The organism is Pseudomonas sp. GQ91, assembly GCF_059758795.1.
In genome coordinates, this window is sequence record NZ_JCAXED010000028.1 from 1 (window position 1) to 17152 (window position 17152).

Here is a 17152-nt window from a genome sequence, read left to right on the forward strand (position 1 = left end):
ATGTAGAAGTCCATGATTTTCACCGGCACGTTGCAAACGCAACGCTCTGGTCACAGAATTTCTTGACGACCATAGAGCATTGGAACCACCTGATCCCATCCCGAACTCAGCAGTGAAACGATGCATCGCCGATGGTAGTGTGGGGTTTCCCCATGTGAGAGTAGGTCATCGTCAAGATTGAATTCCGAAACCCCCGTCTGCTAATGCAGGCGGGGGTTTTGTCGTTCAGGGCCAGTGCATATTCTTGCTACACCGCTGACTCACGGCATGGAAAACGGCCTGCATCCTGGCTGAAGCTCCAGCAGTGGCATTGAGTGATTGGGCCCTGAAATTGCTACCACTGGTCACTTTCGTACATAAAAAGAGCATCAGGCTCATAAACCCCTAAGATTTATTCCGACTTGGCCGACAGCCTGAATAGCCATGCGCGCACCGAAATAGAGCGGTCGAAGAGTCCGCCTATGGCATTACATGGAATGTTGCACCCGGCACGCTCACCCCCATTTTGGCAAAAAGAAGTCGATGAAATGAATCTCAAGTTCAGTCATAAAATTCTGTTGGCTGCGTCAGGCGTTGTAGTTATAGCCTTCGCGTTATTCACGCTGTACAACGATTACCTGCAACGTAGCGCGATCAAACAAAACCTGGAGTCATCCATCGAGCAATCCGGTGACCTGACGGCCAGCAGCGTGCAGAACTGGCTCAGTGGCCGGATATTGGCATTGGAAAGCCTGGCGCAAAACGTTGCGCATCAAGGCAGCAGTGCTGATCTTCCTGGCTTGGTGGATCAGCCAGCGTTCACGTCAAACTTCCAGTTCACCTACGTGGGTCAAACCAACGGCGTTTTCACCCAGCGCCCCGATGCGCAAATGCCCGCTGACTACGATCCGCGTCAACGTCCCTGGTACAAGCAGGCAGTTGCCGCTGACAAGCCAATGCTCACGCCGCCTTATATGGCTGCTGTCGGTGGCCTGATCGTGACCATCGCTATGCCGGTCAAGAAAAATGGTGAGTTGCTCGGGGTAGTCGGTGGTGACCTGAGTCTGCAAACCCTGGTGAAGATCATTAACTCGGTGGACTTCGGCGGCATCGGGCATGCTTTCCTGGTCAGCGGTGACGGTCAGGTGATCGTGAGTCCGGACCAGGATCAAGTGATGAAAAACCTCAAGGACATCTACCCAGGTACTCCCGTGCGTATCGAGAAAGGCACTCAGGATGTAGTGCTGCATGGTCAGGATCGGATCCTGTCCTTTACCCCGATCAGCGGTTTACCGAACGCAGACTGGTACATCGGCTTGTCGATTGATAGAGACAAAGCCTATGCGCCTTTGGGTAAGTTTCGTACCTCGGCCTTGATCGCAATGTTCATCGCGGTCGCGGCAATTGCGCTATTGCTGAGCTTGTTGATTCAAGTATTGATGCGCCCCCTGACCACCATGGGCCGCGCGATGCAGGACATTGCCCAGGGTGAAGGTGACTTGACCCGTCGCCTGGTTGTGGAAAGCAAAGACGAGTTTGGCGAGCTGGGTGGTGCTTTCAATCAGTTTGTAGAGCGTATTCACGCATCGATCAGTGAAGTGTCTTCCGCGACCCGGCAGGTTCATGATCTTTCCCAGCGCGTGATGGCATCGTCCAACGCTTCGATTATCGGCTCCGACGAGCAAAGCGCGCGTACCAACAGTGTGGCTGCCGCTATTAACGAACTGGGTGCCGCCACCCAGGAAATCGCCCGCAACGCCGCAGATGCCTCGCAACACGCGAGTGGTGCCAGTGAGCAAGCGGATGACGGCCGCCAAGTCGTCGAGCAGACCATCCGGGCGATGTCGGAGCTGTCACAGAAAATCAGCCTGTCCTGCACTCAGATCGAAACCCTGAATGCCAGCACCGACAACATTGGCCACATTCTCGACGTGATCAAAGGCATTTCCCAGCAAACCAACCTGTTGGCCTTGAATGCCGCCATTGAAGCTGCCCGCGCGGGAGAAGCCGGCCGTGGCTTCGCCGTGGTTGCTGATGAGGTGCGCAACTTGGCTCACCGTACTCAGGAGTCAGCAGAGGAAATCCATAAGATGATTACCTCGCTGCAGGTTGGCTCGCGTGAGGCGGTGACCACGATGAACGCCAGCCAGGTGTCCAGCGAAGAAAGTGTCGAAGTTGCCAACCAGGCAGGTGCACGACTGGTGAGCGTGACCCAGCGGATCGTCGAGATCGATGGGATGAACCAGTCCGTAGCCGCAGCCACCGAGGAGCAAACGGCGGTGGTGGAGACGCTTAACGTCGACATCAACCAGATCAACCTGCTTAACCAGCAGGGCGTGAGCAATCTCAACGAAACCTTGAAAGATTGCGATGCTCTGTCGCAACAAGCCAGTCGTTTGAAGCAATTGGTCGACAGTTTCAAAATCTGATCGGCAACGGGGTGCGGGCGTCGACGCCTTCACCCCGTCATGCGTGTTCAGGCAAGCAGCTGGCGTACGTTGTTCAATGCGCTTTGCGCGAAAGCCTGGATGAACTGTTCAAACCCAGCTGCATCACGCCTATCGACAGGCTCTGCCATGAGGGTCCAGGTCGCCCTGGAATGGGTCTGCCCCAGTGACTCGACACTCATTGCCGCCCACAATCGAGCCACGCCCAACGTGTTATAGATCGTCGTCCAGGTCATGTGCATCGCCTCGCAATCGTGGCTGTTGAGCTGCTCCACCACGATGTTGCCATCGTGGAAAAATTTCTTGCGCAGCGATCCCACTCCGTCGCCCGTCATTTCAATGCGGGACAAGGCAGGAATGAACGCGTCAAAGCGGTTGAAACGGCCCACGATATTCCACAGCTCGATGGCGCTGCAGGCAATCGTGACTGAGCACACCACGGGTCTGCTGCTGGGGTTCTTGATCAACGTATCGGGTTGCAGTGGTTTCATAAGGTTTTCCTGGGGGCGGGCTCACAGAAAGCCAATGGTCTTGAGGTATTGGCAGCCCTTATGCAACAACTCGGGACTTTTCTCCGGGTACTGCACCCCCATCGTTTCGACGCCATACCGCGCGTTGTCGTGGCAAATCAGCGACGTGTCGCCGATGTCCTCTCCCGGCCCATTAAGATAGAAGCCGAGAACACCGAACAAAGCGTTTTCGCGCCCGACTTCCCGCAGATGATGTTGCCAATCGGCCACGCTCACCAGTTCGAACACATGACCTGCCTGCCGAAAGGCATCGACGTAGGTCTCCCAACTCAGCGGTTGCGGATTGTGCAAATTGAACACGCTCCTTGCTGAATCGTGGCGGCCGCTGTGGAAAGCAATGAAACGCCCTAGAAAGTCTACTGGCATCAAATCGAAGTTCAGTTGCCAGCGTGGCACCCGACCCAATTGCAGCGAGCCTTTGAGCATTAGCATCAAGCGATTCTTATGCGGTTGGCAGACCCCGTTTTGACTATTGAAACTGATGTTCCCGGGGCGATAGATATTGACCCAGGCACCTTGTCTGGCGGCGCGGTCCAATAAGCGCTCAGCCACCCATTTGGACAGGTTGTAACCGTTCTTGAGGTAGAGCGGCGGTGTAGGGGCCGCGGGCGCTTCAAGCACATTGCCTTGGGCGTCCATGCTGCTGGAGGCCGACAATGTCGAAACGAAATTGAATACCTTCTTGCGATGGGTTTCACACAAGCGAAGGCATTCCAGCACAGGTTCCACGTTGTCCCTGGCGAGGGCGGCGTAATCCATGACGTGATTGACGTGGGCCGCGTTATGTACCAGCACCCCGTATTGCCGGGCCAGGTAGTGATAGTCCTGGATGCCTAGCCCGAGACGCGGCTGACGGATATCGGCGGCGTAGACCTGCAGCCGGCGCCAATCCAGATGTTCCATGCGGTACTCACGCAAAGCCTGTGCAAATCGGCTGGTGGCCGACTGTCCGGCACTTCCACGGACCAGACAGGCAACCTCCGTCGCACCGGCCGCCAGGAGCGCTTCGACAATATGTACGCCGACGAAACTGTTGGCGCCGGTCACGATGATTTTTTGTCGATCACCCGCCCGCTCCGCCGGTAGCATGCATATCCCCAGCGCCCGCTGTGTGTCCCGTGCCGCATGATGAGTGGGGGGGTGGACCGCTGCGTCACCCCCTAACAGCGCCGCGAGGTTGCGCACCGTTGGCGCTTCAATAAACCGGCTGAGCGGTAGGCTGCGACCACACAACTCGCGGATACGCAGCAGCAGGGTTGAAAGCAGGATGGAGTGACCGCCGAGGTGGAAAAAACTATCGTCCGTCGATATCTCGCTGACCGGTAACGCCAGCAGTTCACTCCACAGGTGGAGCAACTGGGTTTCCATGAGCGTTTGCGGCGCGCGCAAGATGGCATCCGAGGCGGGCTGTGCCACCCGTTTCAACAGTGCCTGTCGATCGACCTTGCCGTTGCTGGAGTACGGCATTTCCGCCAGCTCGGTGCAGGCGGTCGGTTGCATATAGTCCGGCAGTGTCTGCCGGGCATAGTGTCTGAGCGCGCTAAGGGGCGAGTCGGCGTCGCTGGCGTTGGGCTGCGCCACAAAGGCCAGGATTCTCAGGTCTCGATCGATTACCACTGCCACCTGGCGGAAAAGATGGCTGTCGCGCAGGCGCTGTTCGATCTCCTGAGGCTCGACCCGAAAGCCGCGTATCTTCACTTGATGGTCCACGCGTCCGACAAACTCGATGCCATGTGCCGTCCACTTTGCCCTGTCGCCGGTACGATAGGTGCGCAATACTTGGCCATCGGGCAGCGACAGCTGCACAAAATGCTCGGCGGTGTGCCGTGGCTGGTTCACATAACCCAGGCTCACTCCGGGTCCGGCGATGTACAACTCGCCCACAACGTGTTCATCGACGGGCTGCTGGTGTTCGTCGAGAATCAGCACCTGGCTGTTGGCAATGGGCACGCCGAGATGACGATTGCTGTCGTCGACCTTTAGTCGGCACGTGGTGGCCAGGACCGTGGCTTCCGTCGGTCCATACAGATTGTGTAAAGCACATTGCCCGGCCAGATGCTCGATCACATGGGGCTCGCAGATGTCGCCGCCGGTCAGCAGGTGCTCAAGGTCCCACGGCCCTTCCAGCGGCAGGATGCTCAGCAGTGCCGGCGGCACAAATGCGTGGCTGATGCGCTGTTGGCGGATGAGTTTAACTAACTGGCGGGGGTCGTGACGTTGTTCCTCGGTGGGCACTATCAGCGTGGCTCCCGCGCTTAAAGAGGGAAAGAGGTCAATCAACGAAGAGTCAAAACTCAAGGACGAAAACTGCAGGACACGACTGGATTCGTTGAGCCGTACATGCCGGGCATACCATGCACAGAAATGCGCCAGATTGTGCTGGCTGAGCCAGACCCCTTTGGGCTGTCCCGTGGTCCCCGAGGTATAGAGCACCATGCTGGCGCTATCGATCGGGGGTAGCGTTCTTATCAGCGGTTGGCGGTTATCTGTATCTTGGCTATCGATAAGGCTGACATTCAGGGCCGTGAAATGCTCTCGCAAGGGATGCTGACCGTCATCCAGCAATACCACCGCTCCTGCGGTGTCCAGCATGCTTTTCTGGCGTACCACCGGGTGGCCCGGCTCCAGCGGCAGGTAGATCGCGCCGCACCCCATGATTGCCAGAATACCGGCATACAACTCGACAGATTTGCCCAGGCAGATCCCGACCACTGGTGTCTGTACGCCCTCGATCAACGGCCACAGAACGTCTTGAATGGCCAGGCTTTGTCGGTGCAAGCGGCGGTAACTGAAGGTACTGCCTGCAATGTTCAGCGCCGGTCGCTCGGCAAAGGTACGTAAACTGTGCTCCAGCCGTGTGATCAATGGCGTCCTGGCTTTTTCCAGGAGTACCGGGTCGGCGGTCCGGTTAAAACGATGCAGGTACGCCAGTCCTTCCAGGCCCTGCAAAGCTTGTTCTGGACATACAGAAGCAGTCGCGGTTTGTGAGAGGTATTCGGCCTGGCGCGAGAAACCACTGACATGCCTTGCGACCCATTCCACAAATCGCGCCACTGCTTGCCGACGTAGTCGTTGGCCATTGCCGCAGGACCCCGGCATCACATCCAGAACAGCAATCAACTGGTGCGCGCGGTCATAGCAGCGAAACTGCAGTGACGGCAGGCCACATTCAACCAAAGGCCCGACGGCCAGGCGCAGACTCAACCATGCAGCCTGGTTTAGAGCCTGCGGAACGGGCTGGCTGCCGTCTTCAATCAACAGATCGATATCCGGCATTGGGCCGCTGAGTCCATGCCCGAAAGCTTCCAGCGCCTGCTTCACTTCATTCAAGGCCGGGCTGCTACCGATCAGCATGATTTCCAGGCGTCTCATGAGCTTCTCCCCGATCCAGGCAGATAGGCCGCCAGCGACTGTGCAATACAAGGTGTTTGCAATAACCCGCTACGGCGCAGAAATCCCATGATGTTTTCGATCAACGGATGCTGGCCGGTAATCGGGAAGGCCAGGGCCTGAATCTCCGCACGGAGGGCCTCGCGGGTACCGGCGTTGACGTCCAAGTGCTCGATCAGCTGTAGGTCGAAGTCTTTTTGCAGTGCATTAGTCAAATAATGTTGAAGGAAGACGGGCAGGATTTGGGCGATACAGTCGCGATCCTTGGCGCTTGCCGTCTGCCAATAGAGTCGTACCAGATGGGTCCAGAACTTGGCGTGGCGGCCCTCGTCCAGCAAGTGGTCAGCCATCAAGCCCCTGACTGACAGTTTGACGCTGTCATCCCTGGCGAATGCCGCAACTTCGTGGGTGACGGTATTCTCGGCAATCGCCACGCAAATCAGCTCTATAGCGTCTCGCAGATGGTTCGGGGCTTTCGCCTGCGCAATGGGTATGGCGCGACTCAACTCGATTGCCACAGGCAGTTGAAGGGGAGCTATGCCGGTCATCGCCACCGTTTGCTGCATGAAGTCCATGGCGACGAGGGCGTGGTAATCCTCATCGACGACGATGGTCATGGCGCCGTAGCGACAAGCAGGCGGGAAGGGTATTGAAAAACGGTTCTTGGCGATGCTTCGGGCGGTGTTGTCGACGATTTCCGTTTCGAAAATCACCACATCATTGATGAATTTATAAAACGTTTGCACCAGGACAAAATCCCGCCACTGGGGACAATGCTCAAGAAACGCGGCGCTGAGCACCAAAGGCTGGCGACATGGGGGATAGATCAGCTTGTCGTCGTTCTCCAACACGCGACGAGGGCGCGTGCGAATGGTCGCGTGAAGCTCCCAGTCTTCGGCAAATGAGCGATAGTCGCTGGCCATCACAGCGTTACCTCTCTTCGTTCGGCGGGCGAAGGCTGAAGGAGTCCGTCCCATAAAGCGATACGGCTCTCCACGGCACCAAGGGCAGCGCTACAGGCTTGTTGTTTGTGGTGCGGGTTGGCGTGGGTCAGTCGACTGAGCAATTGCTCGGCAGCGGGTCCGTGCTCGTGAGTATCCAGATCAATATGTCGCTTGAGGTAGTAGCGCAAGGTCGGTGCCTGGTGATGCATGACTTCGCAGCCGTCCAGCAACCGTTTGAACATCGCCGGAATGACACTTTCACGACCATGCACAAAGGCCGCCGCGACGCAGTGGGTTGGCGCGTGCAACGCGATAGCCAGAGTGCGCCTGACGAAGCGTTCCACAGCCGGATGAATATCAATGCGCGATAACGCGGTGTCGGCGGTGACGCCCTCTCGCTGCAGGGAGATGAAGGCTTCGATGGGAGCCGTGCTGGCACCGATTTGGCGCATGGCGTCCAGGTACAGTTCGAAGTGACTGTAATGTCCAGCACGCGTGCATGTGTCTGACTCCTCGCTCAGCACGATCTCGTTTATCAGGCGTGCCGCCTGCGGGTCAGCCGGCGGTAGCCAAGGCAAACGAATACAGGTCAAATCCCGCTGCAGGCGTTTTACCAATGTCATGAAGTCCCACACGGCAAATACATGGTTTTGCATAAAACTTCTGAGTTTGGTCAGCGAGTTGACCTCCCGGAAGATAGGATGGTTGCAAAGTTGCTGTTTTTTAGATTCAAGTAGTTCTCGGTGTTGGAGCATGATTAATGCCTATAAGTCGTTATGTTGGCTCAAGTAGAAAAATTCATTGTGACAACACATGAGCGTTGTCTATTTTGGGGACGAATACAGCAATAGCCCGTGGCCAATGACGCCCGTGGGGTGTGGTGACTGGTGCGAATCAAGTAATTGCAGGACGCTCCAGTTATATTTAGCGGAGCATTGCGCATGGCAAGGTTCAAGCAGGTATTCACGCTTTCGATAGAAATGTCGGGAGTCAGTGAGGAAATATTAAAACGCTTAAGCGTAAAGATGCTGTTTGATGTTATAGATTATTTTTCGAGGAAAGATGCATCAGTGTGGTAGTTGTTAGTTAAGAGTAAGAAGTTTCCTTTGTATTTGCAGGGCTATATGAACAATGTGCATTCAAGGCTGCGGGACGCCGCTTTGTGGCCGACGGAGGGCGTCCGGTTCCGGAAAAACTAAACGGCGTCCTTATCGCTGTCCTGCTTGAGACTGTTCAGGTAAAGAGTGATCACCTCCATGCCGCGCATGAGATGGTTGCGCAGCGTCAGTACGCTTTCGTCGACTTTTTTCTGCGCTACCAGGTTCAGCAGTTCGCGATGATCCGCTTGAGACGTCTCGCCCAGCCCCATGGCTTCAAGGTTGAAGCGCAGAAACCGCTCCTCTTCATTCAAGCCGTGTTCAACCAGCTTCAACAACCGCTGGTTCGGAGCTTGGCCATACAGCGCCATATGAAACAGACGATTCAGCCGGCCGATTTCGGTGTAGTCGGTCTCACGTTCCAATGCATCAATAATCGCAGCTGCTTGGGCGATATCTTCTTCGCTGAGCCGAGGAATCGACAAGCGCAAGGCCTCGGACTCCAGCAGAATGCGCAATGCGTAGGTTTCGCCCGAGTTGTCTTCGATCAGCGGTGCAACGACTGCTCCCTTGTGGGTCACCACATGCAACAGCGACTGCGCCTCCAGTTGGCGCAACGCCTCGCGCACGGGCATTCGGCTTACCCCGAAGAGGCTGGCCAGTTCTTGCTGGCGCATGGCTGTGCCACAGGGGAGGCGGCCATCCAGAATGGCGTTGCGTAATGTTTCTTCAATGACGGCTCGGGCGAGATGGGCGGGAATGGGCCCGCGGATTTCGATGCTGCTCAAAGGGTTCGGCTTCTGCGTCACGACTACGCTATCCTCCTTTAATAATTAGTATGGGTGCGGCTAATTGGATCCAAAGCACACTAGAGAGTGCTTGCAAGCTTGTCAAACGGGGAAAGTTTCCGTTTGTAAGTTGTGCAATAAGGCCGTTTTTCGTCTTACAACAGAGTTTGACGATGACTTACAGTCCTTGATTGCATTTGTCCGACAGACTTTGCGTGATTGCATGGTGCCATTGTCTTTTGTCGGACGAACCGTCACCATCCATTGATTATCCGTCTCTCTTTTACGGACTGAACGCATTGGCGGTACGCTTAATTCCCTCCCGGATTCTGTGCTGGTTGTTTTCAGCGCTGCTGCTGGCTGGCTTATTGCCTGGCGGGTTGCATGCCGATTGGGATTTCTCGCAGATCAGTCGCCGGGCGACCGCCCTTTATGGGCCGTTGGGTGCAGGCCAGCAGCGGATTGATGACTGGCAGCGCCTGTTGTCGACGCAAAAGCAAGTCGGCGAGTTGGAGCAGCTCAAGGTGGTCAACCTGTTCTTCAACAAACAAGTGCGCTATGTGGAAGATATTGATCTGTGGGGGCGGGTGGACTATTGGGAAACCCCCATCGAAGCGCTTTGGAAGGGGGCCGGCGATTGTGAAGACTATGCGATTGCCAAATACTTCAGCCTTCGCCGCCTGGGCGTTCCCAGCGAAAAATTGCGCATTACTTACGTCAAGGCGTTACGTCAGAATCGTGCCCACATGGTCCTGACCTATTACTCGACGCCCGATGCCATGCCGCTGGTGCTCGACAGCCTGATCGATGAAATCCGCCCCGCCAGCCAACGCACCGACTTGCTGCCGGTGTATTCCTTCAACGCCGAGGGGTTGTACCTGCCAGGCGCCAAGGGCAACAAGAAGGTCGGTGATACCAAGCGCTTGTCGCGCTGGCAGGATGTGTTGAAAAAAATGCGTGCGGAAGGCTTTCCAGCCGAACCGGCCAACTAGGAGTAACCGTTCAGATGTCTTTGTTCAAACAACTGTTGATCGCTATCTGTCTGTTCCTGGTGGTCGCCTTCAGCGGCAGCTTCATGGTCAGCCTGGAAAGCTCGCGTACGCAGTATGTGAACCAGTTGCGCTCCCATGCGCAGGATGCGGCGACGGCGCTGGCGCTGTCCCTGACACCGAATATCGACGACCCGGCGATGGTCGAGTTGCTGGTCAGCTCTATCTTCGACAGTGGTTACTACGCGAGCATCCGCGTGGTGGACCTGAGCAATGACCAGACCCTCGTCGAGCGTAGTGGTATCCCCGATAACAGCGGTGTGCCGGATTGGTTCGTCAAGTTGATCGGCCTGGAGCCGGCCGGTGGCGATGCCTTGGTCAGCCGTGGCTGGGAGCAGGCCGCGCGGGTCGAGGTGGTCAGCCATCCGATGTTCGCCCTGGCGAAGCTCTGGCAGAGCGCGTTGGGCAGCCTGGGCTGGCTGCTGCTGTGCGGCGCGGTCAGTGCGGTGCTTGGGGCGTTGTTGCTGCGCCGGCAATTGAAACCGTTGGATTACATGGTCAAGCAGTCTCACGCCATTGCCCGCCGGGAATTCCTGAGCCTGCCCGACCTGCCGCGCACCCCGGAATTGCGGCGTGTGGTGCAGGCGATGAATCAGATGGTGGAAAAGCTCAAGGCACTGTTCCAGGAACAGGCCGAGCGCAGCGAAAAACTGCGGGTGGAATCCTATCAGGACACGCTTACCGGCTTGGCCAACCGTCGTTATTTCGAGATGCAACTCAACGCCCGGGTCAGCAACCCTGAAGAAACCAGCTCTGGTTACTTGCTGGTGTTGCGGATCAAGGACCTGGCCGGCCTCAACCAGCGCCTGGGTGGTCAACGCACCGACCGACTCCTGCAGGCGGTGGGCCAACAGCTGCTGCGTGAATGCGCACCGTACCCGGAAACCCACAATTTGGTCACGCGGATCCGCGGCGGTGAATTTGCGGTGTTGGCGCCGGGGCTGGTGCGTGAAGAGGCGATGCAATTGGCGCAAAACCTGGAAAAAACCCTGCTCAGCCTGCAAGCCACCGGTGCCAGCGATGTCACCCCCGTTGCCTGTATCGGTCTGGCGCCGTTCAATCATGGGGACTCGCCCCAGTCGCTATTGACGCTGGCCGACCAGGCCTTGGCCCAGGCCGAAGCCCAGGGCGACGTCAGTTGGGTGTGTCTGGATCACAGCGCCGCTGCCAGTGTCGGTGACGATCACCATGCCTGGCATTCTCTGCTCGACCAGGCGCTGGCTCAGCACCGTTTTGAGTTGTACTTCCAGCCCGTGGTGGCCAGCCAGGATCCGCAACTGATCCTGCATTACAAAGTGCTGTCGCGGCTGGTGGACGATCAGGGCCAAACCATCCCGGCCGGGCGTTTTCTGCCATGGATCGAGCGGTTCGGTTGGTCGGCGCGCCTGGATCATTTGATGTTGGAACAGGTGCTCAAACACCTGAGCGGGCACGAGCATTCACTGGCCCTGAACCTGTCCGCGGCGACCCTGGCGGACCCCCAGGCGCTGAATCGAGTGTTCGAGCTCTTGCGCCAACACGCCAACCTGGGCCCACGCCTGACCCTGGAAATCGGTGAGGAGCAATTGCCCGACCAGGCCGTGCTGGAGCAACTGACCCAGCGTCTGCGGGAACTGAACTTCTGTTTGAGCCTGCAGCGCTTTGGCGGGCGCTTCAGCATGATCGGCAATCTGGCGCGCCTGGGCCTGGCCTATCTGAAAATCGACGGCAGTTACATCCGTGACATTGATCAGGAAAGCGACAAACGCCTGTTCATCGAGGCCATTCAACGTGCGGCCCACAGCATCGATCTGCCGCTGATCGCGGAGCGCGTCGAAACCGAAGGGGAGTTGAAGGTGATTCGCGAGATGGGCATTTTTGGTGTGCAGGGCCAGCTGTTTGGAGAGCCTGCGCCCTGGCGTTAAGCGGCTCAGATCAAACCGGTCTCATCGTCATTGATCAGCCGGCTCAGCCCACTCAATGATTCCCGAGCATTGAGGCGCCCCTTCAACTTGGTCTGCGCGGCAACGGGCAGGTCGGTCAGGTTGATCACGCCTTTCTGGATCAGCACGTGGATCAGGTCTTCCAGTACCCGGATCATCTCCGAGTCACTTTGCTTGAGTTGCTTGAGGCTGACCTCCGCCTCTTCGTTGGCGAACCAGGTCTGAATCTCAAGATGATCGGCCGGCAGGGTATCGGTCGACTCGATGAAGGCTGCCGTCTCTACGCGAATCAGCGCGCCCTGTGCATCTCGTTGCACGTAGAACATTGAACATCCCTCATCAGAAGTACTGGCAACAACTTGCCAGCAGCATAGGCCAACGGCGCACATCAGGCGTGAGTATGCCGTGCAACCGTGGCCCCGTGCCAGTGACGGGCCGCCTGAAATGAGCCGGCCGCCTCAAGAGGCGGCCGGTCCAGTGGTTCAGCTTAGGTGTGATCGACCTTGATGGTCGGGTCGGCACCGCTGATCAACGAGTTGATCGTCTGGCCGGACCAGTTGGTGCCTTCCAGCTTGATCGTCACATCGGCATTGGCCAATCCGCCGTCGGCGTTGAGCTTGCCTTCGGAGCTGATCTGCAGCGTCGTCACGTTATTCACCGTCGTCAACTTCAGGAAGTTATCGATGGTGCCGTCAGTCTCGCCCTTGAGCAGGTCGCGCAAATCGATACGGTCGCCTTCCGACGCCTTGAAGTCCTTGATCACATCGTTGCCGACGTCGCCGGATTTCCAGACGAAGGTATCGGCACCCGCACCGCCAATCAGGATGTCATTGCCCAGACCACCAATCAGCGTGTCGTTGCCGGTGCCGCCCAGCAGGATGTCGTTACCCTTGCCGCCGTCCAGGTAGTCACTGCCGCCCTGGCCGAACAGGATGTCATCGCCCGAGCCACCCAGCAGGGTGTCGTTACCGTCCTTCGCGCCCGAGGTGTTGAACTCGGTGTAGTGCTCGGTGATGTACTTATGCACATCCTGGCCGGTGATCGCAGACACCGCTACGCCGTTTTTCCCGGCCACGTAGGTCTGGATCGCGTTGTAACCTTCGCCCGCAATCCCCGGGAAGCTCACCAGGTCACCGAACAGGATGTCGTTGCCGTCCCCGCCATCGACACGGTCGGCACCCGGCAAGGTGGCCTCGGAGTGACCGAGGATGGCGTTGGCCAGGTCCTTCGGATCGATATTGCTTTGTGGATTGCCATCGCTGTCGTAAGGCGCCAGTTGAGTGAGACTGACCCCGCTGTTGAGGCCGATGGCCTCTACGCCGCCCGTGGACAGGCCTTTGAGCAACGCGAATGCACTGTTGGAGTTGTTGGTGGTCGCGGTATCGGTATCGTTACCCCAGCCACCAAGGACCGACAGCTCAAAAGTACCATCCCCTTGAGCGTGGATGATGCCCGGGTTGGACTGCGACCAGCCCCAGATGTTGCTGTAGGACCAGACGGTGACCTTGCCCGCCGCATCGATATCAATCAGGTGGGTCTGATCGACAGTGATTCGGGTGGCGGTGCCCAGTGTGTAGTTGCTGGTGGTGACCACATCATCCAGCTTGACGTTGCCGTACAGCGTCGGGTTGGTCTGTTCGCTGCGCTGGTAATACGTCGGCTGGCCATCGGTGATGAAGTACGTCGTATTGATTGCGCCAATGTTACTGGTCGCCTGGGCACTCATGAAGAAGTTGGCCGTGGCTTTGAACACATCTTCGTAGTTGGTGCCGCCGCCAGACACCATCGAGTCCAGGACTTTCTGCAAGGCCTGCAAGGCACCCGGGTCTTTCAGGTTAACCGAAATCGTCTGGTTGACCTGAGTGTCGAAGTCCGCCAGGAAAATATTCACGGTGCCCGAGGTGCTGGAACCGATACTGTCTTGCAACGATTTGAACACAGTGGTTAGCGAATCTTTCGCGGCTTTGATCGAGTTCGCGTTCATGCTGCCCGAGCTGTCTACCATGAACGCGATGTTGTAGTTCTTGCCTTGAACCACATTCAGACCCGAAACATCCGCAACGACAACGTCGTTGCCACTGGTACCGGTGACGTTGTCATCGCCGGAAGTCGCCGTGACCGGGTTGTAGGTCGCCGGGTACACGGTGACCGGCAATTGCGCCACGGTACTCGCTGAGCCACCCAGACTTTCCGTCGAGGTGGAGGTGACGGTCAGGTGGTACTGGCCACTGGTGTAAGGCAGCGGCTTGAGGGTCAGGTTGTTCAGATCCCAACCCGTCACATTCACTTCGCTCAGGCCGTTGGTGGCCGTGAAGGTATGCCCGGCGCCGTCGCTCAAAACCGCGCCCGCCGGGATACCACCGATTTTCACGCTCAGGGTTTCCGAGCCGTCGGTATCGGTCAGGCCAGTGGTGACCGCGGTCAGCTTCACCGTGCCGTTTTCCAGGCCTTCGTTGAGCTTGTAGGCGTCGTAGTAGCCCTGGCCGTTGCTGCCGTGCAGGTCGGAAACCTGTGCGCCGGCGTTGATCAGGTCGTTGATGCCGGTGTAGATCGGCATCGTGGTGTTGTTCAGGTGCGTAGCCGCGCCACCGTTGACCGACAGTTTGAGATCAAAGCTGCCAGGGCCAGATTGGTTGGCATGGTAGATATCAATGCTGTAGTAGCCGTTGCTGGTCGGGGTGAACGTACCGCTGAACTTGCCGGAGTTCGATCCCCACGTGCCGCTGGCGACATCCTTGCCCCCGATGTTGACCAGGATGCTGTCATCACCGTAGCCGCTGAAGGTGTAGGACTTGCCCGCTTCCAGGTAGATCAGGCCGGAGGTCTTCGAGCCAGCACCGCCGGGTACGTCTGCAGTGGGCTGGACGCTGGTCGAGACTGTCGTGCTGGTTGGCGTGCCGGCGTTGTCGATGGCGTTTTTCAACACGCTTGCCGAGGCGCCATTGCCGTTGGTGCCGATGTTCGGAATGCTGTTCCAGCTCTGCTTGATCAGGCCCACGGAGTCGATGGTGTTGTCGGCAACGCTCAAGGTTGGCGCGTCCGCTACCGGCGTGATGTCGACTTTGACTGTGGCGCTGTTGCCCAGATCCTTGCCATCGGTTGGCTGGAACTTGAACTGTGCATAGTCAGCCTGTTTGTTGCCCACACCGGTGCCGCCGTAACCGTTGGTTCCGGACTCGTTGGCGTTTGGCATGAAGCGCAATTGACCGCCATCGATCTGCGCCTTGGTAAACGTCTGCCCGCTGCTCACGTTGGTCCAGGAGGTGCCATCCGCAGCCAGGAACTGCAACTTGCCGGCCACCGGCAACTCGGTGATTTTCACGCCGAGGCTCGCTTGGGAGGAGTCCACGTCGCTGACACCGAAGTTCGACCAGGTCAGGGCCAGCGGCGTGTCTTCGGTGCCGGTAACGGCGCTGCCAGTGGCAACCGGTGGATCGTTGACCGCGACCACGTTGACCGTGGTGGTGGCCACGTTGGAGTAGTTGCCGCCGTCGGTTACGCTCACGGTGATGATCCGTGGGGTGGTGCTTGGGTCGTCGCTGTTGTTACTGAACGTGATGTTCTTGATCTGCTGCATGTAGTCAGCCAGCGTCGCCGTTCCGCTCAAGGTCAGGGTGATCTTGCCGGTGGCAGGATCCGTCACTGAGGTCACGGTGATGCCGGTGACGTTGCTGTAGTTCAACGAGTCGTTCGGCTGAGTATTGGTCAGGACCACCGTGGCGCCGGTCAGTTGGGTGCTGTCCGGATCAGTGATAGTGATGTCGGTGTCAGCGATCGATACGCCGGTGCCGCCTTCGGTGAACGAGGTCTTGTAGTTGGCACCGCTGGCGCCGCTGGAGTTGTTGGCATCCAGATCAATCACCGGCGGAGCATCGTTGTCGATGATCGAGGTGGTGACGCTGCCGTGGGTGCCGCTGATCGCCAGGTTCTCGAAGTTGCCGCCGGTAGTCTTGTCGATGCTGATCACGAAGTTTTCCGTAGGCTCGGTCAACTTGTCATCGATGGTCTTGATATCGAACGTCGCGCTGCTGGCGTTCGCCGGAATCTTCACGGTGTACACACCCGTGAAGTCAGAACCGTCGGCAGCGGTGCCGCTGTACTTGAGCGTCACCGTAACCTCGGTCGCCGCCGGATGGGTGAGATTCAGCGTGTAGTGAGCGGTCTGGCCCTCGGTGACAGAGGCATCGCCGGCGATGCTGATCACGGTGTTGCTCACCACGTCCGTCACTTTGGTGACCACCGGGGTGCCGACCGGAATCAGATTCTCATACTTGTCGCCGCCGCTGACCACGTCGGTGATCCTGGCAGAGACGTCGCTGGCGCCGATGTAGGCGTCATTCGGCGCCGTGACATTGGCCGTGCCGGAGGTCTTGCCGTTGCCGATGGTGATGGTCGAACCGTTATCCAGCTTGATCACCAGGTCGGAACCGACGTTGGTCACGGCGGCACCGTTCTTGTCAACGAGGCTCGCGGTGTAAACGATCTGACCGCCCTCGGCGATGGTGTTGGTGGCGGTCAGCACAACCTTCACGTCATCGATGGTGTCATTGACGACGGTGGTTGCACCGTTACCAGCGATTTCCAGTTTTTCGAAGTTACCGCCCGTGGCGTCGGTGATTTTGACGGTCTCGGAGGACTTGTCGATGAACACGTCATCAGTTGGCGCATCAACGGTGACCGTGCCGACGGTTTCGCCAGCCTTGATGGTGATGGTCGAGTTGTTGTCCAACTTCAGAGTGACGTCGCTGCCTGCTTTGTTGGAAAGCGTAGCGGTGTAGGTGATTTGGCCACCTTCGTTGACGGAGCTAGGCGCGCTCAGTGTGACAGTGGTGGTGTCATCAGTACCCGGTGTGTCAGTGACGGTCGTGGTGACAGTGTCAGTGCCCGGAACCAGATTTTCAAAGTGCTCGCCGCCGGTCACCTTGGTGATCGCGGTGCTGACGGTTTGGTCGCCGGCATACACATCATTTGGCGCCAGTACTGAAACAGTGCCGCTGGATTGGTTT

9 protein-coding genes, 1 rRNA gene and 1 pseudogene are annotated in these 17152 nt (G+C 57.8%); 4 read left to right on the plus strand and 7 right to left on the minus strand.

From position 1 onward, the window contains the following. Positions 1-61: 61 nt before the first annotated feature. Together rrf and AC6CIA_RS25970 are read left to right on the plus strand one after the other, a co-directional pair. Positions 62-177: ribosomal RNA gene (rrf, locus tag AC6CIA_RS25965) — 5S ribosomal RNA — on the plus strand. A 350-nt stretch (positions 178-527) separates the two neighbouring features. Then, on the plus strand, positions 528-2408 hold the full coding sequence (locus AC6CIA_RS25970; protein WP_498315971.1) for a methyl-accepting chemotaxis protein: 1881 nt from the start codon (positions 528-530) through the stop codon (positions 2406-2408). 47 nt (positions 2409-2455) lie between these two features. Here the strand turns inward: AC6CIA_RS25970 and AC6CIA_RS25975 are convergent, their stop codons facing one another. The 5 genes from AC6CIA_RS25975 to AC6CIA_RS25995 form a co-directional block, all read right to left on the minus strand. Next, positions 2456-2917: an SRPBCC family protein gene (locus AC6CIA_RS25975; RefSeq protein WP_498315973.1), complete on the minus strand. Its 462-nt coding sequence runs from the start codon at positions 2915-2917 to the stop codon at positions 2456-2458. A gap of 21 nt (positions 2918-2938) precedes the next feature. Then, a complete protein-coding gene (locus AC6CIA_RS25980; protein WP_498315975.1) occupies positions 2939-6328 on the minus strand; it encodes an amino acid adenylation domain-containing protein in 3390 nt (1129 codons plus the stop codon). After that, the gene (locus AC6CIA_RS25985) at positions 6325-7269 is read right to left on the minus strand and encodes a diiron oxygenase (RefSeq protein WP_498315976.1); all 945 of its coding nucleotides are present in this window, start codon (positions 7267-7269) and stop codon (positions 6325-6327) included. Before AC6CIA_RS25985 ends, AC6CIA_RS25980 begins: the two co-directional genes overlap by 4 nt. Continuing rightward, positions 7269-8045, minus strand: coding sequence for a DUF3050 domain-containing protein (locus tag AC6CIA_RS25990; protein WP_498315977.1), 777 nt, complete (start codon positions 8043-8045; stop codon positions 7269-7271). Before AC6CIA_RS25990 ends, AC6CIA_RS25985 begins: the two co-directional genes overlap by 1 nt. 440 nt (positions 8046-8485) lie before the next feature. Further along, positions 8486-9196, minus strand: coding sequence for a GntR family transcriptional regulator (locus tag AC6CIA_RS25995; protein WP_498315979.1), 711 nt, complete (start codon positions 9194-9196; stop codon positions 8486-8488). A gap of 278 nt (positions 9197-9474) precedes the next feature. Here AC6CIA_RS25995 and lapG point away from each other — a divergent pair, with 278 nt between their 5' ends. Both lapG and lapD read left to right on the plus strand, forming a co-directional pair. After that, on the plus strand, positions 9475-10167 hold the full coding sequence (gene lapG, locus AC6CIA_RS26000) for a cysteine protease LapG (protein ID WP_498315980.1): 693 nt from the start codon (positions 9475-9477) through the stop codon (positions 10165-10167). Between the two features lie 14 nt (positions 10168-10181). Beyond that, positions 10182-12128: a cyclic di-GMP receptor LapD gene (gene lapD / locus AC6CIA_RS26005; protein ID WP_498315982.1), complete on the plus strand. Its 1947-nt coding sequence runs from the start codon at positions 10182-10184 to the stop codon at positions 12126-12128. Between the two features lie 5 nt (positions 12129-12133). Here lapD and AC6CIA_RS26010 read toward each other — a convergent pair whose 3' ends face one another. Then, a complete protein-coding gene (locus AC6CIA_RS26010; RefSeq protein ID WP_498315984.1) occupies positions 12134-12472 on the minus strand; it encodes a tryptophan synthase subunit beta in 339 nt (112 codons plus the stop codon). Positions 12473-12633: 161 nt separating this feature from the next. Next, positions 12634-17152: pseudogene (locus AC6CIA_RS26015) on the minus strand (LapA family giant adhesin); the annotation flags it as partial.